The sequence below is a fragment of the Sphingomonas sabuli genome (genome assembly GCF_014352855.1).
Taxonomy (GTDB): Bacteria; Pseudomonadota; Alphaproteobacteria; order Sphingomonadales; family Sphingomonadaceae; genus Sphingomicrobium; species Sphingomicrobium sabuli.
Map to the genome: position 1 here is coordinate 2,009,460 of NZ_CP060697.1, position 21,097 is coordinate 2,030,556.

Here is a 21,097-nt window from a genome sequence, read left to right on the forward strand (position 1 = left end):
GTGGCCGGGACCGGCAAGCGCGTGGCGTGGTTCGTCGCTTTGTGGGCGGGAGGCGTGCTGGCCGTCGGCGCGGTCGGCGCGCTGATCAAGCTGGCGCTTGGCGCCTAGAGCTTGCCGAACCGCTGTTCGAAGCCGTCGGTGTCCCCGCGCGCCAGATAATCCGCCTGCAGCGGCACCTGGTCGCGCTGCAACCGGCCGCGGAAGGCACCCAGCTGCTGGTCGATCCGGTCGGTGTCGCCTTCCGACAGGCTGGCCAGCTGGTCGAACCGGACGATGCCCATCTGGTTGAGCATCGACGCGAACTTGGGACCGACACCCTTCAGGCGGGTGAGGTCGTCGGGCGGGCCGGACGCGCCCGGCAGGTTGGCGTGGACCGGGGCGTCGATAAACTGGCCGCTGATGTCGCTGACCGCCGCGGCGGCCTCCGACGCGAGGCCGCGGCCTTCATGAGCGCCGTCATCGGCCCGGGCGGCCATGTGCGGCCGCACCGGCGCGGTGTCGCGCGACAGTTCGACGCGCTGGCGCGGTCGCATGACCAGCACCAGGACAAGAACCAAGATCGCTGCCGCGACCAGGATCAGCGGCCAATATTCCCGGATCATTTCCATGCGTTCACCAACTCCATTGCGAATTGTAGCGGCGCCGAAGCTCGACCACATAAGCGAGCAACAGGCCGATTAGGAACCCCGCGATGGCGACCGCGAGGCCTTCGAGAATCATCGGCACGCCGCCGGACGTGTCCCACGTCGCCCGGCTGACGCCCGGGGTCATGCTCATGATCCGGACAAGCTCTTCGCGCTGGAATTCGTCGGCTTGGCCGGACAGCATCAGCCGGCGGGTCAGCGGGCCGCGGTGCAACGGCGCCTGCACCTGCGGCATTTCCCAGTCGACCAGGATGAAGCGTGCCGCGGGTTCGACCTGCGCGATAAAGCGGCCGGCGCCGCCCAGCGGGCCGTGCCACAGGCCGGTAAAGGCCAGCGCGATCACGCCCGACGCGATCAGGAAGGTTCGCTTGCTCCGCCGCAGCCACAGCGAACCGCCGATTGCACCAAGCACCAGCGCGACCGCGAAGATCGGCCAGAAATAGGTCAGGAGCGGGCTCATGCCGATTGCCTTTCCAGTTCGCGCCAGCCGATGTCGCGGCGGTGAAAGCCGTCGGCGAAGTCGATCTGGTCGACGGCGCGATAGGCGCGCGCGCGGGCATCCGCGAAATTGTCGGCGATGGCCGTGACCGCGAGCACGCGGCCGCCGCTGGCGACCAGCGACCCGTCGCGTTCGGCGGTGCCGGCGTGGAAGACGGTGACGCCCTCGACCTGCTCGGCGACTTGCGTCGCACGGATGGCGCCGCCGCCGGCCGGGGTTCCGGGATAACCGCGCGCGGCGAGGATGACCGTGACCGTCGACCGGTCGGACAAGACCGGCCGTCCGTCGGCCAGCCGCCCCGACGCGACCGCCATCAGCAACTCGGCGAAATCGCCTTCGACGCGGGGCATGATCGCTTCGCATTCGGGGTCGCCGAAGCGCACGTTATACTCGATCAGCTTGGGTCCCTCGGCAGTCAGCATCAAGCCTGCGTAAAGCACGCCGGAGAAAGGCGTTCCCCGGTCCGCCAGAGCCCGGGCCGTGGGCAGGATGATTTCGTCCATCGCCCGCTGTTCCAGCGCGGCGGTCAGGACGGGGGCCGGGCTGTATGCGCCCATGCCGCCGGTGTTGGGGCCGGTATCGCCCTCGCCGACGCGTTTGTGGTCCTGCGCGGTGGCGAAGGACACGGCGGTCGTGCCGTCGACGAGCGCGAACAGGCTGGCTTCTTCACCCTCCAGAAACTCCTCGATCACCAGCGGACCGTCGCCCGCGGCGCGGACCGCGTCTTCGGCCTCGGCGCGGGTCATGGCGACGGTGACGCCCTTGCCCGCGGCCAATCCGTCGGCCTTGATCACGACCGGGATGTCGAACCGGTCGAGTGCCTCGAGTGCATCCGTCACACGCTCGGTGCGGACATAGCCGGCGGTGGGAATGCCGTTGGCTTCGCACAGATCCTTGGTGAACCCCTTCGACCCTTCCAGCTGCGCGGCAGCGGCGTTAGGGCCGAATACGGCGATACCGGCAGCGCGCAGCGCGTCGCCGACCCCGGCCACGAGTGGTGCTTCCGGGCCGATCACGACCAGGTCGACGGCGCGATCGGCGGCAAGATCGGCCACCGCTTTTGGGTCGGCCGGGTCGATCCGCGCGCATTCGGCCCAGCGGGCGATGCCCGGATTGCCCGGAGCGGCGATCAATGTTTCGCAGGCCGGCGATTGCCTCAGCCGCCATGCGAGCGCATCTTCACGACCACCCGAACCAAGCAAAAGAATATTCAATGGACCTCCCCGACGACGCTCGCTCCGGCCTGTTAGCCAACGTGCCGCCCGGCGACAATTCGCCGGCGATGACCGTCGGCGAACTTGCCGGATCGGTAAAGCGGGTCGTCGAGGATGCGTTCGGCAAGGTGCGCGTGCGCGGCGAGATCAGCGGATTCAAGCGGCACAGCTCCGGCCACTGCTATTTTTCGCTCAAGGACGAGGACGCCTGCATCGACGCGGTGATCTGGCGCGGCAATGCCAACGGCCTGGCCTTTCGCCCGGAAGACGGCGCCGAAGTCATCGCCACCGGCAAGATGACGACCTATGCCGGACGTTCGAAATACCAATTGGTGATCGACCGGCTGGAACTGGCCGGGGAGGGCGCACTGATGGCGCTGCTCGAACGACGGCGGAAGGCGCTGGCGGCCGAAGGCCTGTTCGATTCGGCTCGCAAGCGCGCGCTGCCGTTCCTGCCGCGCGTCATCGGCGTCGTCACCTCGCCGACCGGCGCGGTCATCCGCGACATCCTCCACCGGCTGGCGGACCGTTGCCCGACGCACGTCATCGTCTGGCCGGTGCCGGTTCAGGGCGAAGGATCGGCGGCGAAGATCGCCGCGGCGATTCGCGGCTTCGGCAGTCTTGGCGGCGGGCTGCCACGGCCCGACCTGCTGATCGTCGCGCGCGGCGGCGGTTCGATCGAGGATCTGTGGGCTTTCAACGAGGAAGAGGTGGTCCGTGCCGCCGCCGAGAGTCCGATTCCGCTGATTTCCGCCGTGGGTCACGAGACCGACACGACGCTTATCGACCACGCGTCCGACCGTCGTGCGCCGACCCCGACCGCGGCCGCCGAGATGGCGGTTCCGGTGCGATCGGAACTGCTGGCCTATGTCGGCGAATTGTCGCGCCGGTCGCGCGATTGCCTGTCGCGCATGGCGGAGCGAGGACGGGAGCGATTCGACCTGACCGTGTGCCGCTGGCCGCAGCCGCAGGCGCTGTTCGCGCCGATGGCGCAGCGGCTGGACGAGCTTGGCGACCGGCTACCCCGGGCGCTGGCATCGCGCGCGGGCGATGCGCGCGCGGACCTGAACGGCGTTGCCCCGCGGCTTCGCCCGGAAATGCTGGCCGATCGGATCGAACGGTCGGTGGAGCGGCTCGCGGCGGTGTGGAAGATGGCCGAGCTGGTTCATCCCGAACGGCCGCTGTCGCGCGGCTTTGCCAGGGTGACCGACCGGTCGGGCAAGACTCTGGCGCGCAGCGCCGACGCGCGCGCCGCGGGTCTGCTGACGCTGCGCTTCGCCGACGGGGAAGTGGAGGCATCGGCCGGTCCATCCGCACCGCCGTCGCCGCGTGCCCGGGTTGAGCGCAAGCGCCGCCCTTCCTATGTCCCGGGCCAAGGCGGATTGTTCGACGACGTGGAGGATTGACGATGCTGATGGCTGGCGGCGGCACCCCCGCAAGGGTGCACTACATGGCCGGGACTTTTCGCGTGTTGAGCAGCGGCGACCATGTCCTGTGCGCCGTCACCGGCGTTCGGATTCCGCTTCAGGAGTTGAAATATTGGAGCGTCGCCAGGCAGGAAGCCTATGTCGACGCCACGGCCAGCCTGGCGGGTGAGCAGCGCGCCGGCGCGATCTGAATTCCTTAGCATCGTCCGCTGCTTAGCAGTGGTGCGGGGGCCACAACCCGCACGGTCGGTCGCGATCCGACTTAACCAAAGTCAGTAGATTCGCGCCGAAACCCTATGTTGCAATTTTGATACAGCGCGTCGGCATCTTCATTCGTCCCGCTCTGCCGACGTTGCTTCTCCGACTGGGCATCCCGTATCAGCATCGGTGGATCGGCAGGGTTGAAGCTGCCGCGTCATCGGTCGTGACCAAGGGGTGCGGCCAAAAATGGGGACGAAATATATGAAGCTCGAATTCCGCCAGCGTCTTCTCGCTACGACGCTTCTGGTCGGCGCCAGCATGGTTGCGACGCCGGCTTTTGCGCAGGACGCCTCTGAAGATCCGGCTGCGGCTCCGCCGTCGGGTCCGATCGAAGCGCAGCCGATCCCGGAGCGTTCCGCTACCGGTGAAGCGGTCGATGCACCGCGCGACATCGTCGTTACCGGTTCGCGTATTCCGCAGCCGAACCTCGATTCGGCGTCGCCGGTCGCGGTCGTTTCCGAGCAGGAAGTGAAACTGACGGGTACGACCCGCATCGAAGACGTTATCGCGCAGCTGCCGGGCGCGACTGCCTCGCAGTCTTCGGGCCTGTCGAACGGCGCCACGGGTACCGCCGAAATCGATCTTCGCTTCCTTGGCTCCAAGCGCACCCTGTCGCTGGTCAACGGTCGCCGCATGACCCCGGGCGATCCGAACAGCGCCAGCCAGGCCGCCGACGTCAACCTGATCCCGGCTTCGATCCTGAAGCGGGTCGAGGTGCTGACCGGCGGTGCATCGTCGGTGTACGGTGCTGACGCGGTCGCCGGCGTCGTCAACTTCATCATCGACACCGATTTCGACGGTATCAAGCTCGACGGCCAGTACAGCTTCTATCAGCACAACAACGATTGCCCGGCGATCGAAGGCGACCGCACCGTCTGCGACGCCCTCAATGCTTTCGCCGGCGATCCGCAATACGCTTATCCGACCAGCAGCGTGACGGACGGCCGTGCGGTCGACTTCACCGTGTCGATCGGTTCGGGCTTCGACGATGGCCGCGGCCACGCCATGGGTTACTTCGGCTACCGCAAGGTCAAGCCGGTGCTCCAGGCCAACCGCGACTACAGCGCTTGCGCCCTGACCGGTGCCGGTGCGACCGTCACCTGCGGCGGCTCGGGCACCGCTGGTGAAGGCAACGCGCTCGTCTTCGTTCCGACCACGGACGCTGCGGGCAACGTCACCTACACCTCGACCTACGCGGCTCTCGGGCCCGGCACGGCGACCCTCGGACCGCCGAACCTCTACAACTACGCGCCGCTGAACTACTTCCAGCGTCCGGACGAGCGTTATGTCGCAGGTGCCTTCGCAGACTATGAAATCAGCCCGGCCATCAAGCCGTACCTTGAATTCATGTTCATGGACGACCGCACGCTGGCGCAGATCGCGCCGTCGGGCGACTTCTTCAGCACGCTGACCATCAACTGCGACAACCCGCTTCTGTCGGCCCAGCAGCGCAGCGTGATCTGCGATCCGCAGTACAACCTGATCAACGGGTTCATCGGCAGCTTCCCCACCGCAGGCGGTGCGAGCTACAACCCGACCCCGGACGCGGCGCCGATCGAATTCATCGATTCGGTGAACGGCGGCACCTACAACCGGGCGTACTTCCAGCTCGGTCGCCGTAACGTCGAAGGCGGGCCGCGCATCAGCGATCTGAAGCACACCAGCTATCGCGGTGTGTTCGGTACGCGCGGCGATCTTTCGCCGGTGTTCTCGTACGATGCTTATTATCAGTACGGCGCGACCAACTACACGCAGGTCTACCGCAACGAATTCTCGATTGCGCGCCTCACGCGCGCTCTCGATGTCGTTGAAGGTCCTGACGGCGCACCGGCTTGCCGCTCTGCGCTCGACGGCACCGACCCGCTGTGCGTCCCCTATGACGTGTTCGGCGGCACCCCGTCGGCCGCGTCGATCAACTATCTCAACATCTTCGGCGTCATCGACGGCCGGACGTCGGAACAGGTGTTCAACGCGAACGTCACCGGCGCGATGGGTGAGATGGGCTGGATCTCGCCGTGGGCGAGCGATGGCGTCGGCATCAACGTCGGCTTCGAGTATCGCAAGGAGAAACTGACCCTCAACCCGGATCAGTCGTTCCAGACCGGCGATCTTGCCGGCCAGGGTGCTCCGACGCTCCCGGTCAACGGCAGCTTCAACGTCAAGGAAGTGTTCGGCGAAATCCAGATTCCGATCGTTCAGCAGACCATCTTCGAAGAGCTGACGTTCGGTGCTGGCTATCGTAAGTCCTGGTACGAGACGAGCGGCGACCGCAAGTACGACACCGACACCTACAAGCTGTCGCTGGAGTTCGCGCCGATCCGCGACGTCCGTTTCCGCGCTGCCTACAACCGCGCCGCCCGTGCCCCGAACATCCAGGAGCTGTTCGCTCCGCAGTTCGTCGGCCTCGACGGTTCCGACGATCCCTGCGCGGGTGCCCCGATCGAAGCGACGGACTATGGTTGTATCGCCCAAGGTTTGGCGGTCGGGCAGAGCACGCCGGCCAACCCGGCCGAACAGTATAACGGCCTGCTCGGCGGCAATCCGAACCTGAACCCGGAGAAGGCGACGACCAAGACGGTCGGTGTCGTGCTCCAACCCCGGTTCATTCCGCGGTTTGCCCTGACGGTCGACTATTTCAACATCGACCTGAAGGACGCGATCCAGGGCTTCGGTGCTGACTCGATCGTCCAGGATTGCGTCGGCAACGCGACGGCGTCGTTCACTCCGGCATCGTGCGCCCTGATCAACCGCGACCCCGCGGGCTCGATCTGGCTCACCCCGGGTGGTTTCGTTACCGACCTCAATTACAACGTCGGCGGTATCGAAACGAGCGGCATCGACGTTACGGCAGCCTACTCGACCCGGCTGTTCAGCCTCGGCAACCTGTCGGCGACCTTCTCGGGAACGTATCTCGACGAGTACATCACCGACAACGGCCTGACCACGCCGTATGACTGCGCCGGCTACTACGGCGGCGTCTGCTCTGGCGGTGCGGTTTCGTCGACTTCGCCGTTGCCTGAATGGCGGCACAAGGCCCGCGCCACCCTGCAGACCCCGATGGGTCTGGGCGTGTCGGTCCAGTGGCGTCACATCGGCAGCGTCGAGCACGAGCGGCTCGGTGAGGACATCTCTGCAGGTGCTCCGCCGGTTCTCAGCCAGAAGATCCATGCCGAGAACTACATCGATCTCGCCGCGACCTACTCGCTGTTCAACGACCGCCTGAACCTTCGGGCCGGTGTGAACAACGTGTTCGACAACGTGCCGCCGCGTATCACTGGCTCGTCGGGTTCGTGCCCGGCCGGTCCGTGTAACGGCAACACCTACCCGGGCCTGTGGGACGCTCTCGGCCGCTACGTCTACGCTGGCTTCACGCTGGCGTTCACGCCGCCGCCGCCGGCCCCGCCGGTCTATGTGGCGCCGCCGCCGCCGCCGCCCGCAGCGCCTGCTACGCAGACCTGCCCGGACGGCACGGTGATCCTGGCGACGGAAGTGTGCCCGGCTCCGCCGCCGCCGCCGCCGCCGCCGCCGCCGGCGCCGGAACGTGGCTAAGGCTTAAGCCAAGCTACGGTTGAGAATTGGGCGGCAGGTCGAAGGACCTGCCGCCCTTTTCTTTTGGCCACAGGCCACGGTTGGGGCGCGCATACGAACGGATATTTGCTGCACCGCGCGGCCGGCTCCCCTAAGACCTCATGCCAATGGCTACCAACCCTCTCGACACGATCACCGCTTCCGCCATCCGTGAGATGATGAGCGCCGCTTCCTCGGGCCGTCTTGACGATGCCGTGCGGACTGCCGACGCCGCCCTTGCCAATGGCGGCGACACCGTTGCCCTCAATGCGCTGGTCGGCACGCTCCAGTGTCAGTCCGGCAACCTGGCCGAAGGCGCCCGGCGCCTGCGGATTGCCAACGCTGCCCGACCCGACGACCCGGTGATCGCGCTCAACCTGGCCACGGCGCTCCTCAACCAGGGCGAGGCCGAAGACGCATTGGCGGTCGTTCCCGAAAGCCTTGCCAACGCCGATGCCAGCCTGCGCTTGCTCCGGCTGCGCGCCTTTCTGGCGCAGCAGGTCGGCGATTACCCCGCGTCGATTGCGGCCTACGAGAGATTGGTCGAAATCAATCCGGGCGACGTCGAGGCGCTGAACAACCTCGGCAACAGCCGGCGCAGCAGTGGCGATTTCGACGGTGCGCTCGACATGCTGCGTCGGGCAGCCGAGCTTGACCCCAACGCGCCGCCGATCCGCTTCAACCTCGCCGGCGCGCTGCTCAGCGCAGGCCAGCACAAGGAAGCGGAAGCCGCCTTCAAGTCCATGGCCGACGACTTCGCCGACGACTGGCGGCCGCACCGCGAACTGCACCTGATCTATCGAATGCTGGGGCAGGAGGAAGCCGCGCTGGAGGCGATCGAGGAGGCAGTGCGCCGCTCGCCCGATGACATCCAATTGCTGTTGCCGCTCGCCAGCCAGCGGCTCATGGTCCTCGACGTCGAGGGCGCGCAGGCGGCTTACCGCGAAGTCATCAAGCGCGATCCGGCCAATGCCCCCGCCAACGTCGGCCTCGCCGTCGTGCTCGATGTTTCCAACCGCGATTCTGAATTTCCGGCGCTGATCGACGAAGCGACGGCGCGCTCCGTCGACGATTCGGTGCTCAACTTCATCCGCGCGTACGATCATCGCCGGGCCAAGCGCTATCGTGAAGGTGTCGAGGCGCTCGAACAGGTACCCGACGAGCTCGAAGGCGCCCGTCGCGCGCATCTCTACGGTCAGCTGTGCGAAGGCGCCGGCGAGTATGAAAAGGCGTGGGCCGCGTTCGAACGCATGAACGAGATCCAGCGCGAGCTGCCGTCACAGCCGGAACTACGCGGGGAGAGCTACCGGGATCTGGTCCGCGCTCGAACCGAGGCACTCACCCCGGACGCCGCGGCCCGGTGGACCGATGTCGCGCCCGCTGACGGCCGCCGCGCACCCGCTTTCCTGGTCGGCTTCCCGCGTTCGGGAACGACGCTCATCGACACCTTCCTGATGGGGCATCCGGACGTCACGGTGCTGGAGGAAGAGCCGTCGCTGGTCGGCGCTGGCCGGATCTTTCCCAATTTCGACGACATCGTAGAGGCTGGCGTCGACGACGTGCAACGCGCCCGCGACAGCTATTACGAGTTCGTCGATTCTCGCGATGGCGGGGCCTCGCCGGGTAAGCTGGTGGTCGACAAGAACCCGCTGGCGACCAACACGCTGCCGCTGATCCGGCGGCTGTTTCCCGATGCGCGGATCATCGTTGCGCTGCGCCATCCGTGCGATGTCGTGCTCAGCTGCTTTGCGACCAACTTCAAGCTCAATGACGGCATGGCCAATTTCGTCCGTCTCGACACGACCGCGGAGCTGTACGACCTGACTTTCGCGCATCTGGAAAAGGTGCGCGAATTGCTGCCCATGCCGATGCACATGATCAAGTACGAAGCGCTGGTGGCCGATCCGGAAGCCGAGCTTCGCGCGCTGGTCGAGTTCGTCGGGCTGGATTGGCACGATGGTTTGGTCGATCACCAGAAGACGGCGCGCGAGCGCGGACGCATCAAGACCGCCAGCTACGCGCAAGTGGTCGAGCCGATCTATTCCCGCTCCACCGGCCGCTGGGAAAATTTCCGCGAGCAGATGGCGCCGGTGCTGCCCGTTCTGCAGCCCTGGATCGACAAGTTCGGATACGCCTGATGCCTGCAGGCGCGACAGTATCGTTGCGGCGGCGATGACCGGCGAGGCCCAGTCTCCCCGGGATATTGCCGCAGCCGCGGACCGCGCCGCTGCGGGCGGCAATCTTGCCGAAGCCCGCTCTTTGCTCGCTCAAGCGGCGGGCGCACAAGGCGACGACGCTGGCTTGTGGCTTCGCCTGGCCGCCATTTGCCGGGCGCTACGCGATTTCCCCGCTGCCCTGGACGCAACGCACCGCGCGTTGGCAATCGCGCCACTCGACTTCACGGCGCTGATGCTTCGGGCCACCCTGCTCGACCGCGCAGATCCGGCCACTGCGGATGAAGCGTGGGAGCAGGCGCTGGCCCAAAGGCCGCCCGGCGACCTGCCGCCGCAATTGGAAGCCGTGCTCAGGCAAGGCGAGGCGCGAGTCCGCGACCGTCAGGCGCAGCAGGACGAGCGCCTGCGCGCCGCAGCCGCCGACGCGGAAATGCGCGCAACCCCCGACGAGAAGGCGCGGATCGACCGTTTCCGTACCAATGCGCTGCGGCAGACCCGGCCCTATCACAGCGAACCGACGCACTTTCACTTCCCGGGCCTGCGCGAATTCGAATTTCACCCTCGCTCGGCCTTCCCCTGGCTGTCCGAGCTTGAGGCAGCGACTGGCGACATCGCCGCCGAGTTGAAAGCCCTGCTGGCGGCGGAGCGGGCTGATTTGGTGCCGTATGTTCAATACGATGCGCACGCGCCGCTCAATCAGTGGCGGGATCTCAATCACAATACCGACTGGTCGGCGATCCACCTGCTGCAGAACGGCGGTGCGATCGAAGCCCATGCGGAGGCGTGTCCGGTCACCATCGCGACTCTCGCCAGGTGCGGTCAGGCCCAGATCCCCGGTCGCTCTCCCAATGCGATGTTTTCCCTGCTTGCGCCGCGCACCACCATCCCCGCGCATGTCGGGGTGAACAATGCCCGGCTGGTATGCCATTTGCCGCTGATCGTGCCGGAGGGCTGCTGGTTCCGGGTCGGCGCCGACAAGCGCTTCTGGAAGGAAGGCGAGGCGATGGTGTTCGACGACACCATCGAGCATGAAGCCAGCAACCCCAGCGACGAGCTTCGCGTGGTCCTGATCTTCGACGTCTGGCATCCCGACCTTTCGCCGGTGGAGCGCGATGCCGTGGCGGCGATGCTGGCGATCAGCAGCGGCGGCCAATCCGGCCTATGAGCGGCGCTGCCGGGCACCAGCAACGCGACCCGGACGCCCTGGAAGATATGGCTCGTGCGGCGCTGGCCAGCGGCACGGAGGAACAGGCGCTGGAGGCGCTTGCACCAGCAGCGCAAGCCTCCGGCAGTTCACGGCTGTGGCAGTGGACGGGCCTGCTGCAGCGGGCGATCGACGATCACGGCGCGGCGCTACGCTCGTTCGAGCAGGCGGCGGCGCTAGACCCGAACGACGCCGGCATTGCGCACGGCCGTGCCCGGGTCGCGCTGGAGGCGGGCGTTCCGGCGACGGACCTGTTCCTGCAGGCGTTGCGTCTGTCGCCCGGCGCGCCCGACATCCTGCTGGGCTTTGCCGCGGCGCGCCTGGCGGATGGCGATGGCGAAGCTGCGGTGCGCGACCTTGAACGGATGCTGGCCGCGCAACCCTTATGGCTGGCGGGGCACCAGCAACTGGCACAGCTGCGCGCGATGCTCGGCCGGAAAGCGGACTATGCGGCCTCGCTTGACGCTGCGCTGGCCGCGCAGCCTGCCGCTCAGCCCTTGTGGGTCACGCTGTTCGACCTTGCGATCAAGTCCGACGATTTCGCCCGGCTCGATGTTGCGGTGAAGCGGGCAGGCGCGGCCGGCGTGCCGGAAGCCCTAACCTTGCCATACGCAGCCATCGCCGCGAGCGAGGGCGGCGAGACTGCGCAGGCCGACGCGCTGTTCGCCCGCATTCCGATGGGACCGTCCGATCCGCTGGGCCTGTGGCGCGTGCGGCACCTGTTGCGGACCGGGCGTGCGGACCAGGCGCTGGCGGCGATCGACGCCGGGCTGGCGAGCCCCGCGGCGTCCGGTTTCTGGCCTTACGCGAGCATAGCGTGGCGGCTGACGAACGATCCGCGTGCGGACTGGCTCGAAGGCGACGCCCGCTTGGTCCGCACCGCCGACCTCCCATTCGCGCTGGGAGAGCTTGCCGCGCTCGCGGCGCGGCTCCGCTCGCTGCATGTCGCCAAGGCCGAATATCTCGATCAGTCGGTGCGGGGCGGGACCCAGACTGACGGGCCGCTGTTCAGCCGGATCGATCCGGAAATCCGCACCCTGCGCGCCAAGGTCGTCGCGGCTGTCGAGACCTATGTCGCGGCCTTGCCGGCCCCTGATCCTGCGCATCCGCTCCTCGGTCGGCGCCGCGAACGGCCAATACGTTTTTCGGGCAGCTGGTCGGTCCGGCTGCGCGCGTCCGGACGGCACGTCAGCCATGTCCACCCGCAGGGTTGGATCAGCTCCGCTTTCTACGTTGCCCTTCCGCCGGGCCTTGGCGGGGAGGGCAAGGCGGGATGGCTGACCCTTGGCGCGCCGCCGGACGAAGTGGGCGTGCAATTGCCGCCGACTCGCGCAATCGAGCCGGTTGCGGGGCGCCTGGCGCTGTTCCCGTCGTGGATGTGGCACGGCACCGTTCCGTTCGAGGACGGGGAGCGGCTCACGGTGGCGTTCGATGTTCGCCCGCCGACCTGATTCCGCCGCTTGTCGAAAGCCCGCTTGACATGTATGATGTTCGCCGTCGAATCCCATTCAAGTGCATGAATTGGAGTGATTTTATGAACCGTCTCGCTATGATTGCAGTGGCTTCCGTGATGGCAGCGATCCCCGCATCCGCGTTCGCCCAGACGACGGCCGCACAGCCGCAGGCCGCGCGCGATCCCGGCGATCAGGTCATTTGCGAAAAACAGGAAGTCATCGGCAGCCGGTTGGCGACCAAGAAGGTCTGCATGACCCGCAAGCAGTGGGCCGAACGCCAGCTCGCCGATCGCCAGGCGGTCGAAAAGAACCAGACGCAGGTTTACGTCCGCGGCCAGTAATCGCAGCGGTAGTGCCGGACTCTAGCCAGGCAGCGGCGCGAGCCGCCCTGCGCTAGCCCGGCGCCTTATTCGGCGGCTTCGCTCAGCTTGCCTACCGGCTCCAGCTTCAATTGACCGTCGCCTTCGTCGACACGCACCGTGTCGCCGTCCTTGACCGTGCCCGACAGGATCGCGTCGGCCAGCGGGTCCTGCAAGTATTTCTGCACCGCGCGCTTCAGCGGTCGCGCGCCATAGACCGGGTCGTAGCCGACGCGGCCCAGCCAGTCGCGGGCCGCAGCGCTCAGGTCGATGCGGATCTTGCGGTCCTCCAACAGCTTTTGCAGCCGGCCGACCTGGATATCGACGATCGGTCCCATGTGCGCCGCGCCAAGGCGGTGGAAGAGGATGATCTCGTCCAGCCGGTTGAGGAATTCCGGCCGGAAGTGCGCGCGCACCACTTCCATCACCTGCGGCTCGACCTTGTCCGCCGCTTCGTCCTCGCCCAGCCCGGCCAGATATTGCGAACCCAGGTTCGAGGTCAGGATGATGATCGTATTGGTGAAATCGACCGTGCGGCCCTGGCCGTCCGTCAGGCGGCCGTCGTCGAGCACCTGTAGCAGCACGTTGAAGACGTCGGCGTGGGCTTTCTCGACCTCGTCGAACAGCACCACCTGATAGGGCCGCCGCCGGATCGCCTCGGTCAGCACACCGCCTTCGTCATAGCCGACGTAGCCTGGCGGCGCGCCGATCAGCCGCGCGACCGCATGCTTTTCCATGAACTCCGACATGTCGATGCGGACCATCGCGGTCGAATCGTCGAACAGGAATTCCGCCAGCGCCTTGGTCAGCTCGGTCTTGCCGACGCCGGTGGGGCCAAGGAACAGGAAGGATCCGAGCGGCCGGTTGGGGTCCTGCAGGCCGGCGCGCGCGCGGCGCACGGCAGCCGAAACCGCCTTCACCGCATCCGCCTGACCGATGACCCGCGCGCCGATGGCGGATTCCATCTGCATCAGCTTGTCGCGTTCGCCCTCCATCATCCGTTCGACCGGAATCCCGGTCCAGCGGCTGACGACGGCGGCGATGTCCTGGTCGGTGACCTCCTCGCGCAGCATGGCGCCTTCGGAGGCGGCCTGCGCATCCGACAGCTGTTTTTCCAGCTTGGGGATCTCGCCGTATTGGAGCTCGCCGGCCTTGGCGAGGTCGCCGCCGCGCTGCGCCTGCTCAAGCTCGATCCGGGCAGCGTCGAGCTGTTCCTTGATCTTGGCTTCGCCGGCGATCTTTTCCTTCTCGGCCTGCCAGCGCTGAGTCAGTCCGGCGGACTGCTCCTCAAGGTTGGCGAGGTCCTTTTCGATCTTCTCGAGCCGTTCCTGCGACGCGGCGTCGCTTTCCTTCTTCAGCGCCTCGCGCTCGATCTTCAGCTGGATGATCCGCCGGTCGAGATTCTCGATCTCCTCAGGCTTGGATTCGACCTCCATCCGGATTCGGCTGGCGGCCTCGTCCATCAGGTCGATCGCCTTGTCGGGCAGAAAGCGGTCGGTGATGTAGCGGTTGCTGAGCGTGGCCGCGGCAACGATCGCCGCGTCGGTGATGCGCACGCCGTGGTGAAGCTCGTATTTTTCCTTCAGCCCGCGGAGGATAGAAATGGTGTCGGGCACGGTCGGTTCGCCGACAAACACCGGTTGGAAGCGCCGCTCCAGCGCCGCGTCCTTTTCGACGTGCTTGCGATATTCGTCGAGCGTGGTCGCGCCGATGACGTGCAACTCGCCGCGCGACAGCGCCGGCTTGAGCAGATTGCCGGCGTCCATTGCGCCTTCGGCCTTCCCGGCGCCGACCAGCGTGTGCATCTCGTCGATGAACAGGATGATCTGCCCGTCCGACTGCTTGACCTCGTCGATCACGCCCTTGAGCCGCTCTTCGAACTCGCCGCGATATTTCGCACCGGCGATGAGCGAGCCCATGTCGAGGCTGAGCAGCTTGCGATCCTTGAGCCCGTCGGGAACGTCGCCGTTGGCGATGCGCACGGCGAGACCTTCGGCGATGGCGGTCTTGCCTACGCCGGGTTCGCCGATCAGCACGGGATTGTTCTTGGTCCGGCGTGCCAGCACCTGGATGGTGCGGCGGATTTCCTCGTCGCGGCCGATGACCGGGTCCAGCTTGCCGTCGCGGGCCGCGGCGGTGAGGTCGCGGGTGTAGCGCTTGAGCGCGTCGTAGCGGTCCTCCGAACTTTGCGTGTCCGCGGTGCGGCCGCCGCGCAGCTTCTCGATCGCGGCGTTGAGGGCCTGCGGCTTCACGCCCGCCCGCTCCAACGCGGCGGCGACATCGGTGCCCTTGGCCAGCGTCATCGCCAGCAGCAGCCGTTCCACCGTCACATATTGATCGCCCGCCTTCTTCGCGACCTGCTCGGCCTGGTCGAGCACGCGGATGGTATCGCCGTCGAGCGCGGGGGCGGACGTCGCGCCCGACCCGGTCACGGCGGGCACTTTTGCCACCAGCGCATCGACGTCGCGACGCGCGGCCTGCGCGTCGCCGCCCGCCGCCTGGATCAATCCCGCGGCCATGCCCTGATCGTCGTCAAGCAAGGCCTTGAGCAGGTGCGCCGGCGCGATCCGCTGGTGATGTTCGCGAACGGCGATCGTCTGCGCGGCCTGCAGGAAGCCCCGAGTGCGTTCGGTCAGTTTTTCAAAGTCCATGCCAGTCCCTCACTTACCGGCCATGTGGTGTGTTACCGCTATAACACAAGTGCGGCTCATTGGACGGGTGCCGGTTGCACCGGCTGCGGCGATTGCGGTTGCAACTGCGGCTGCGGCTGCGGCTGCGGCTGCGGCTGCGGCTGCGGCTGGACCGGCGGCTGTGCCAGCGGAACCTGCGACAAAGGCTGGCCGACGTTGCCGGCATCCTTGTCGCGGACGATCGGCGGGCAGGCGGCGGACAGCGCCGGGTCGATACCCCAGCGCCGGTAGCCCATCGAATCGACGTGGAAACGGATGAACGGATAAAAGCCCAAGCCCACGTCATAGGCCTTTCCGCGCCGGTTATGGATCGTGCACAGCCGTTCCATCAACACCGCCCGCGGCAGTTCGTGCACCGGCACCATGTCGATCGCGTAAAAGCCAAGGTGGGCGCTCGCCCGCGCTCCTCCGGCGCAGGTGTTGAGCAACGGATTGCGATAAGCGGAGACGGCCTCGACCCCGCCGACCGCCGGCACCACCACCTCGCGGATATAGCGCAAGGTCTGCACGACGTGCGGCCATTCGCTGGTCGGAGGGACCTGGAAGGCCGGCTGCCCGCAGCGCTGCCAGTCGCTGGCCGTGCGGATGACCTGCCATGTCGGCAGAACGTCGGCGACGCCCGCATCTTCCAGATAGCGGTTGAGCGCCGCGACCTCGATCGGGTTGCGCGGCGAGGCCATGTACCAGCCGCGATATCCCGGCTCGTCCTGTCCGGCAGTCACATAACGCTCGGTCGGGTTGTAGGTCTGGGCGGAAACGCCGGACGACAAGGCGGCGGCAAGCAGCAGGAAACAACGCATCGCCGCTCACCCTACTTGAAAAGCGCCCCCGTGCCAGCCACACCTATCCGCATGGCCCAACCGATCGACGTCGACCTGCCCCACAAGCTGGGCAAAGAAGAAGCCAAGCGCCGCATCGGCGGGAACATCCACAAGCTGCACGACCAGATCCCGGGCGGCGCTAACGTCCAGTCGCGCTGGGAAGGCGACACGATAAAGCTGGCGGTGGCGGCGATGGGTGACACCATAAATGCCGACATCACCGTCCAGGAATCGAACGTGCACTGCCATTTCGAGCTGCCCGGCCTGCTCGGTATGTTTGCCGGGCCGATCGCGGCGATGCTCAAGGCGAAGGGCGGCGACCTGCTGCTTGAGGACAAGCGCAGCTGATGCGCCACTTCGCCGTCGTCGGGTCGGGGCCATCGGGCTTCTACACCGCGGAGGCGCTCAACAAGACGTACGGCGACAAGGCGCGGGTCGACGTCATCGACCGCTACCCGGTGCCCTACGGGCTGGTCCGGTTCGGCGTCGCGCCCGATCATCAGTCGCTCAAGGCCGTGTCGAAGCGTTACGATTCCACCGCCGACAGCGCGGGCGTCGATTTCATCGGCAACGTGTGCGTGGGCAAGGACGTGACCGTCGCCGAGCTGCTCGTACTTTACGATGCTGTGGTGCTGGCGACCGGCGCCCCCAACGACCGCAACCTTGGCATCGAGGGGGAGGACCTGCCGGGCGTCATCGGCTCGGCAGCGTTCGTCGGCTGGTACAACGGCCATCCCGAATTTGCCGACCTCGACCCGGATCTGTCCGGCGCGACCGCGGCAGTGATCGGCAACGGCAATGTCGCGCTCGACTGCGCCCGCATTCTGTCCAAGACCCGCGCCGAGCTGGAAAGCGGCGACATCGTCAATCACGCCCTCGGCGCGCTCGAAGCGTCGCACATCGAGTCCGTCTCCATCCTCGGCCGCCGCGGTCCTCTGCAGATCAGCATGACGCCCAAGGAACTGGGCGAACTCGGGCGGCTGGAGGGCGCGACGCCCGTGGTCGAGCCGGACGACTTTCCACAGGCGAGCGCCGACGACGAACTGGATCCGGGCCAGCGCAAATCGGTCACCCTGCTTCGGGAATTCGCAGCCAGCGGTGCAGACCCGGGCAAATCACGGCGGATCATCTTCGACTTCTATGCCAAGCCGCTGCGCATCGAGGGCGAGGGCAAGGCCGAACGGATCATCGTCGAACGCACGCGGCTGGACGGCGACAATCGCGCCATCGGCACCGGCGAGACCTACGCGGTGCCGGCGTCGCTGGTGATCAGTTCGATCGGCTATGCCACCCCGCCGATGGACGGGGTCCCGTATGACGAACGCGGGGGCAAGTTCCTCAACGACGGCGGCAAGATCGCCGACCGACTTTACTGCGTCGGCTGGGCGCGGCGGGGGCCGTCCGGCACGATCGGCACCAATCGCCCCGACGGCTATGAAGTCGCCGACCTGATCGCCGCGGCGATGCTTGCGGAAGGCGGGGACGATCGCGCCGGCGCGGACGGCCTCAAGGCGCTGCTCGAGGCCCGCGGCGTGATGGCCACCGATTATGACGACTGGCGCCGGATCGACGAAATGGAGACCGCCAACGCTCGCCTCGGCGCCCCGCGCGAGAAGTTCGTCCGCCACGACGACTGGCTGGGGACGCTCGGCCGTTAATTGCGGTTGCGCTCCCGCCAACCCCCATCTATCTAGCCGCGGCCTTGGCTCCCGCCTGCGACCCTCGTGTCGCGTCAAGCGGGTTCCGGTCGGGGAGTAGCTCAGCCTGGTAGAGCACTGTCTTCGGGAGGCAGGGGCCGGAGGTTCGAATCCTCTCTCCCCGACCATTTTCTTCGCCCGCGTTGCGCGAGGCGCGGGCACTTACGGACGATAGGCAAGACAGCGACGGCCAAAACCGTTACGCTGCCGACCTACCCCGCACCTTCGGTGCCAGTCTCCGGGGGCCGTCCATGTACCGATTAGCGAATTACGACATTCCAGCGCGCTTCTCCGCTCCGCGGACCGCGGGGCGGGCGGTCGTCATCTTCGCCTTCGGCCTGGGATGTGCGCTGCTGATGATCGGCACCCGCTCAATCGTCGATATCTGGTTGCCGGGGGCCGGGCCATTCGCCCTGGTCTATCCCGCGGTCATGCTGTCGGCGCTCTACGGCCGATGGGAATCGGCGATGGTTACTTTTGCTGTCTGCTTCCTGTGGGCCTGGTGGTGGATTTTGCCGGAAACCCGGTCTTTTACCTTCGAGACGCAGGCTGACGCATCGCGCGTCGCCGTAAACGCGGCGTGCGGACTGATCACGATCCTGTTCGCCGAGATTTTTCGCGTCGCGGTGCAACGCGCGAGTGAAGAGCGCGACCTGGAGATCGAACGCCGCATCCAGCTGATGGCCGAGCTTGGCCACCGCACGAAGAACAACTTCGCATTGGTCGCGAGCCTGCTGCACACGCAGCGCCGCCGGGAAACCGACCGCACGCTTCAGCTTGCTTTCGACACCGCCATCGGCCGCGTGCAGTCCTTTGCCCACGCCTATGAAATGCTGTCGGACGACGCCGAGTTCGGCACGCGTGTGGCCATGGACCGCTACATCCAACGGCTGCTCGACACGGTCGCACCGGCGCTGTTCGCCGGCAAGGTTGCGGTCGATCTCGCCATCGAACCGATCGAATTCGGACGGGAAAAGGCCGTCGCGGTGGGCCTAGTGTGCAACGAGGCGCTGACCAATGCCGCCAAATACGCCTTTGTCGGGAGGCAGGCCGGCGAAGTTTCAATCAGCCTGACCGGCGATGAGCGGAGCTGGGTCTTTGAAGTCGCGGACAATGGCGTGGGGATGGCCAAGGAGAAGCTCGAAGGTCTGGGCTCGCGCCTGCTCGATGCCTTTTCCGCCCAGGCCGATGCCCGGCTCAAGGTCGACTCATCGGATCGCGGAACACGGGTGGTGCTGAAGTCCCGCTAGCCGGCGCGGCGCGATGCTGCGTCACCCAGCGCGGGCGGTGGCTTCCAACCTGTCGACAATCGGCTGGTAGCGCGGGTTGCCGCGAAGGGGAGCAAGGTCGGGGTCGCTATTGATCGCGAAAATGACCGAGGAGGACGGTTTCCGCACGGTCTCGAGCATGTCGAGCGCCGCTTCCACTTCGCCAAGATCCGACAGGCAGCAGGCAAGGTTGTAGCGCAGGATATCGTTGTCCGGACACATCAGCTGCGCCCGGGCGATCCATTCGCGGGCACGGTCGTTCTGGCCGAGTGCGGCAAGGCCCGCGACCCCGCTGATGATGGCCGCGCCGTTGGTCGGATCCTGCATCAGCGCGCGTTCGGATTCGGCGATCGCCATCTCGGCCGCGTGCTGGCGACGTTCGGGCATTCCCACGACCGGGTAGATGCCAACCAGCATGCCCCAGGTGTAGAAGTCCTTGGGATCGATCTCGACCGCGCGGGCGAAATGAACCGCGGACTGCTCGATCTCGCCGCGATGATAGGCCAGGCGCGCCGCTTCTTTCTGCACGGCCCAGCTGTCGGGATCGAGTTCCAGCGCCCGTGCAACCGACGCTTCCGCACCGGCGATGTCGCCATCCTCGAACTTCCGCCGGGCGATCACGCAATGCGGCTCGGCCAGCGACGGGTCGATGGCCAGGGCCCGTTCGGCGGCCGCGGTGCCGTCCTCGTCCGATTGATTGAAGGCGTTGTGCAGCGTGTTCAGGACGATCGCCATCAGTCCCAGCGCTCGGGCGTAGGACGGATCGATGTCGATCGCGCGCTGGCACAGCTTCACCACCAGTTCGAGCTGGCGGATGTCGCCCCAATTCCCCTGGATCCAATATTGATGCGCCATCAGGTACAGATTGTACGCTTCGGCGCTGGTCGTGCCGCGCTGCGCGATCGCCGACTTTTCCTTCGGCAGCAGCTTCAGTTTCAGTGCGGCGACGATCGCCCGGCTGATCTCGTCCTGGATGGCGAAAATGTCGTCGAGGTCGCGGTCGTAGCGTTCGGCCCACAGATGGTCGCCCGCCTTGCCGTCGATCAGCTGGGCGGTGATCCGCACCCGGCTGCCGGCCTTGCGCACGCTGCCTTCGAGGACGTGAGAGACGCCGAGCTGGCGCGCGACGTCCTTGATGTCGACCGATTGCCCCTTGAACGCGAAGGCGGTGTTGCGGGCGATCACCGACAGGGACGACACCTTGGACAGATCGGTGATGATGTCCTCGCTGATCCCGTCGCTGAAATAATCCTGTTCCACATCCCCGCTCATGTTGAGGAAGGGCAGGACGCAGACCGCGATACGGTTGGCGGCCGCGGTCTTGACCGGTGCGGCCGGTGCCGGTGCGCCGCTTTTGGTCAGCCGGCCCAGCGCATCGTCCAGCTCGGCCGGCAATTCCGTGCCCGCCGTCCAATGACCAATGTCGATCGACTGATATTGGCGAAAGCCAAGCGGCGGGCGGAATTCTCCGAGCGTGATGGGGACCAGCTTCCCGGCGTCGCGGCCTTCCGCAGCCTCGTCCAGTACCCAGGTCGAGGCGGCGGCTGCGGGCGACCACAGGACGACGACCGCGTCGCAATCGCGCAGGGCGGCGTCGATTTCCTCGCTGAAACGCGTGCCGCCGCCGATCTGGCGGTCCCACCAGACGTCGTGACCGGCGCCGAACAAGGCCGCCGCCAGCCCCTCGATCGAGGCGCGGTCTTCACGCGCATAACTGAGGAAAATCCTGGCCAGCCCGACACTCCCACATGACCGCGGCGTCGGCGGCGCCCGGCGATGCGACATTCGCCCAACCGGCGGGGCAACGCAAGCAAGCGA

The 21,097-nt window shown here is 66.7% G+C and carries 17 protein-coding genes and 1 tRNA gene; 12 read left to right on the forward strand and 6 right to left on the reverse strand.

All coding sequences use genetic code 11. The features are described 5' to 3' along the window. Entirely contained in the window at positions 1-108 is a 108-nt protein-coding gene (locus tag H8M03_RS10130; RefSeq protein ID WP_187479320.1) for a DUF2474 family protein, read from the forward strand. On the opposite strand, the gene H8M03_RS10135 is transcribed toward H8M03_RS10130, so the two are convergent. The 3 genes from H8M03_RS10135 to purD are packed head-to-tail and all read right to left on the reverse strand — an operon-like array spanning position 105 to position 2,357. Then, on the reverse strand, positions 105-608 hold the full coding sequence (locus H8M03_RS10135) for a hypothetical protein (protein WP_187479321.1): 504 nt from the start codon (positions 606-608) through the stop codon (positions 105-107). The two genes, H8M03_RS10130 and H8M03_RS10135, sit on opposite strands and share 4 nt — an antisense overlap. A gap of 4 nt (positions 609-612) precedes the next feature. Then, a complete protein-coding gene (locus H8M03_RS10140; RefSeq protein ID WP_187479322.1) occupies positions 613-1,104 on the reverse strand; it encodes a hypothetical protein in 492 nt (163 codons plus the stop codon). Further along, the gene (gene purD / locus H8M03_RS10145) at positions 1,101-2,357 is read right to left on the reverse strand and encodes a phosphoribosylamine--glycine ligase (protein WP_187479323.1); all 1,257 of its coding nucleotides are present in this window, start codon (positions 2,355-2,357) and stop codon (positions 1,101-1,103) included. Before purD ends, H8M03_RS10140 begins: the two co-directional genes overlap by 4 nt. On the opposite strand from purD, the gene xseA reads away from it, so the two are divergent. The 7 genes from xseA to H8M03_RS10180 all read left to right on the forward strand — a co-directional run bounded on the left by xseA (position 2,357) and on the right by H8M03_RS10180 (position 12,785). Next, positions 2,357-3,763: an exodeoxyribonuclease VII large subunit gene (gene xseA, locus H8M03_RS10150; protein WP_187479324.1), complete on the forward strand. Its 1,407-nt coding sequence runs from the start codon at positions 2,357-2,359 to the stop codon at positions 3,761-3,763. The genes purD and xseA overlap by 1 nt on opposite strands. 2 nt (positions 3,764-3,765) lie before the next feature. Beyond that, the gene (locus tag H8M03_RS10155) at positions 3,766-3,975 is read left to right on the forward strand and encodes a DUF2093 domain-containing protein (protein WP_187479325.1); all 210 of its coding nucleotides are present in this window, start codon (positions 3,766-3,768) and stop codon (positions 3,973-3,975) included. Between the two features lie 256 nt (positions 3,976-4,231). Continuing rightward, positions 4,232-7,594: a TonB-dependent receptor domain-containing protein gene (locus H8M03_RS10160; RefSeq protein ID WP_281399841.1), complete on the forward strand. Its 3,363-nt coding sequence runs from the start codon at positions 4,232-4,234 to the stop codon at positions 7,592-7,594. 146 nt (positions 7,595-7,740) lie between these two features. Next, positions 7,741-9,750, forward strand: a complete 2,010-nt coding sequence (locus H8M03_RS10165) for a tetratricopeptide repeat-containing sulfotransferase family protein (protein WP_187479326.1) — start codon at positions 7,741-7,743, stop codon at positions 9,748-9,750. Between the two features lie 238 nt (positions 9,751-9,988). Continuing rightward, positions 9,989-10,951, forward strand: coding sequence for an aspartyl/asparaginyl beta-hydroxylase domain-containing protein (locus tag H8M03_RS10170; protein ID WP_246448850.1), 963 nt, complete (start codon positions 9,989-9,991; stop codon positions 10,949-10,951). Next, complete coding sequence (locus H8M03_RS10175) at positions 10,948-12,441, forward strand: putative 2OG-Fe(II) oxygenase (RefSeq protein WP_187479328.1); 1,494 nt, start codon at positions 10,948-10,950, stop codon at positions 12,439-12,441. The genes H8M03_RS10170 and H8M03_RS10175 overlap by 4 nt, the downstream gene beginning before the upstream one ends. A 119-nt stretch (positions 12,442-12,560) precedes the next feature. Next, positions 12,561-12,785 (forward strand): hypothetical protein, encoded by a 225-nt coding sequence (locus H8M03_RS10180; RefSeq protein ID WP_187479329.1) that lies wholly within the window; start codon positions 12,561-12,563, stop codon positions 12,783-12,785. Positions 12,786-12,850: 65 nt separating this feature from the next. Here the strand turns inward: H8M03_RS10180 and clpB are convergent, their stop codons facing one another. Both clpB and H8M03_RS10190 read right to left on the reverse strand, forming a co-directional pair. Further along, positions 12,851-15,454 carry an ATP-dependent chaperone ClpB gene (clpB, locus tag H8M03_RS10185; RefSeq protein ID WP_187479330.1) on the reverse strand — a complete coding sequence of 868 codons (2,604 nt, stop codon included), beginning with the start codon at positions 15,452-15,454 and terminating at the stop codon, positions 12,851-12,853. Between the two features lie 56 nt (positions 15,455-15,510). Then, positions 15,511-16,293, reverse strand: a complete 783-nt coding sequence (locus H8M03_RS10190) for a hypothetical protein (protein WP_187479331.1) — start codon at positions 16,291-16,293, stop codon at positions 15,511-15,513. 51 nt (positions 16,294-16,344) lie between these two features. Here H8M03_RS10190 and H8M03_RS10195 point away from each other — a divergent pair, with 51 nt between their 5' ends. From H8M03_RS10195 to H8M03_RS10210, 4 genes are all read left to right on the forward strand, one after another. Continuing rightward, a complete protein-coding gene (locus H8M03_RS10195) occupies positions 16,345-16,662 on the forward strand; it encodes a polyhydroxyalkanoic acid system family protein (protein ID WP_187479332.1) in 318 nt (105 codons plus the stop codon). Then, positions 16,662-17,972, forward strand: coding sequence for an FAD-dependent oxidoreductase (locus tag H8M03_RS10200; protein ID WP_187479333.1), 1,311 nt, complete (start codon positions 16,662-16,664; stop codon positions 17,970-17,972). The genes H8M03_RS10195 and H8M03_RS10200 overlap by 1 nt, the downstream gene beginning before the upstream one ends. Positions 17,973-18,062: 90 nt before the next feature. Further along, a tRNA-Pro gene (locus H8M03_RS10205) sits at positions 18,063-18,139 on the forward strand. A 15-nt stretch (positions 18,140-18,154) separates the two neighbouring features. Continuing rightward, positions 18,155-19,261 carry a sensor histidine kinase gene (locus tag H8M03_RS10210; protein ID WP_187479334.1) on the forward strand — a complete coding sequence of 369 codons (1,107 nt, stop codon included), beginning with the start codon at positions 18,155-18,157 and terminating at the stop codon, positions 19,259-19,261. A 21-nt stretch (positions 19,262-19,282) separates the two neighbouring features. Here the strand turns inward: H8M03_RS10210 and H8M03_RS10215 are convergent, their stop codons facing one another. Then, entirely contained in the window at positions 19,283-21,064 is a 1,782-nt protein-coding gene (locus H8M03_RS10215) for a TIR domain-containing protein (RefSeq protein WP_187479335.1), read from the reverse strand. Between the last annotated feature and the right edge of the window lie 33 nt (positions 21,065-21,097).

Excerpts from the sequence above, each read along its gene's own strand:
- H8M03_RS10215 (WP_187479335.1), bottom strand. The coding sequence starts at position 21,064 with ATGTCGCATCGCCGGGCGCCGCCGACGCCGCGGTCATGTGGGAGTGTC.
- H8M03_RS10135 (WP_187479321.1), bottom strand. The coding sequence starts at position 608 with ATGGAAATGATCCGGGAATATTGGCCGCTGATCCTGGTCGCGGCAGCG.
- H8M03_RS10190 (WP_187479331.1), bottom strand. The coding sequence starts at position 16,293 with ATGCGTTGTTTCCTGCTGCTTGCCGCCGCCTTGTCGTCCGGCGTTTCC.
- H8M03_RS10160 (WP_281399841.1), top strand. The coding sequence starts at position 4,232 with ATGGGGACGAAATATATGAAGCTCGAATTCCGCCAGCGTCTTCTCGCT.
- H8M03_RS10180 (WP_187479329.1), top strand. The coding sequence starts at position 12,561 with ATGGCAGCGATCCCCGCATCCGCGTTCGCCCAGACGACGGCCGCACAG.
- H8M03_RS10175 (WP_187479328.1), top strand. The coding sequence starts at position 10,948 with ATGAGCGGCGCTGCCGGGCACCAGCAACGCGACCCGGACGCCCTGGAA.
- H8M03_RS10140 (WP_187479322.1), bottom strand. The coding sequence starts at position 1,104 with ATGAGCCCGCTCCTGACCTATTTCTGGCCGATCTTCGCGGTCGCGCTG.
- H8M03_RS10165 (WP_187479326.1), top strand. The coding sequence starts at position 7,741 with ATGGCTACCAACCCTCTCGACACGATCACCGCTTCCGCCATCCGTGAG.
- H8M03_RS10155 (WP_187479325.1), top strand. The coding sequence starts at position 3,766 with ATGCTGATGGCTGGCGGCGGCACCCCCGCAAGGGTGCACTACATGGCC.
- H8M03_RS10195 (WP_187479332.1), top strand. The coding sequence starts at position 16,345 with ATGGCCCAACCGATCGACGTCGACCTGCCCCACAAGCTGGGCAAAGAA.
- clpB (WP_187479330.1), bottom strand. The coding sequence starts at position 15,454 with ATGGACTTTGAAAAACTGACCGAACGCACTCGGGGCTTCCTGCAGGCC.
- H8M03_RS10200 (WP_187479333.1), top strand. The coding sequence starts at position 16,662 with ATGCGCCACTTCGCCGTCGTCGGGTCGGGGCCATCGGGCTTCTACACC.
- xseA (WP_187479324.1), top strand. The coding sequence starts at position 2,357 with ATGGACCTCCCCGACGACGCTCGCTCCGGCCTGTTAGCCAACGTGCCG.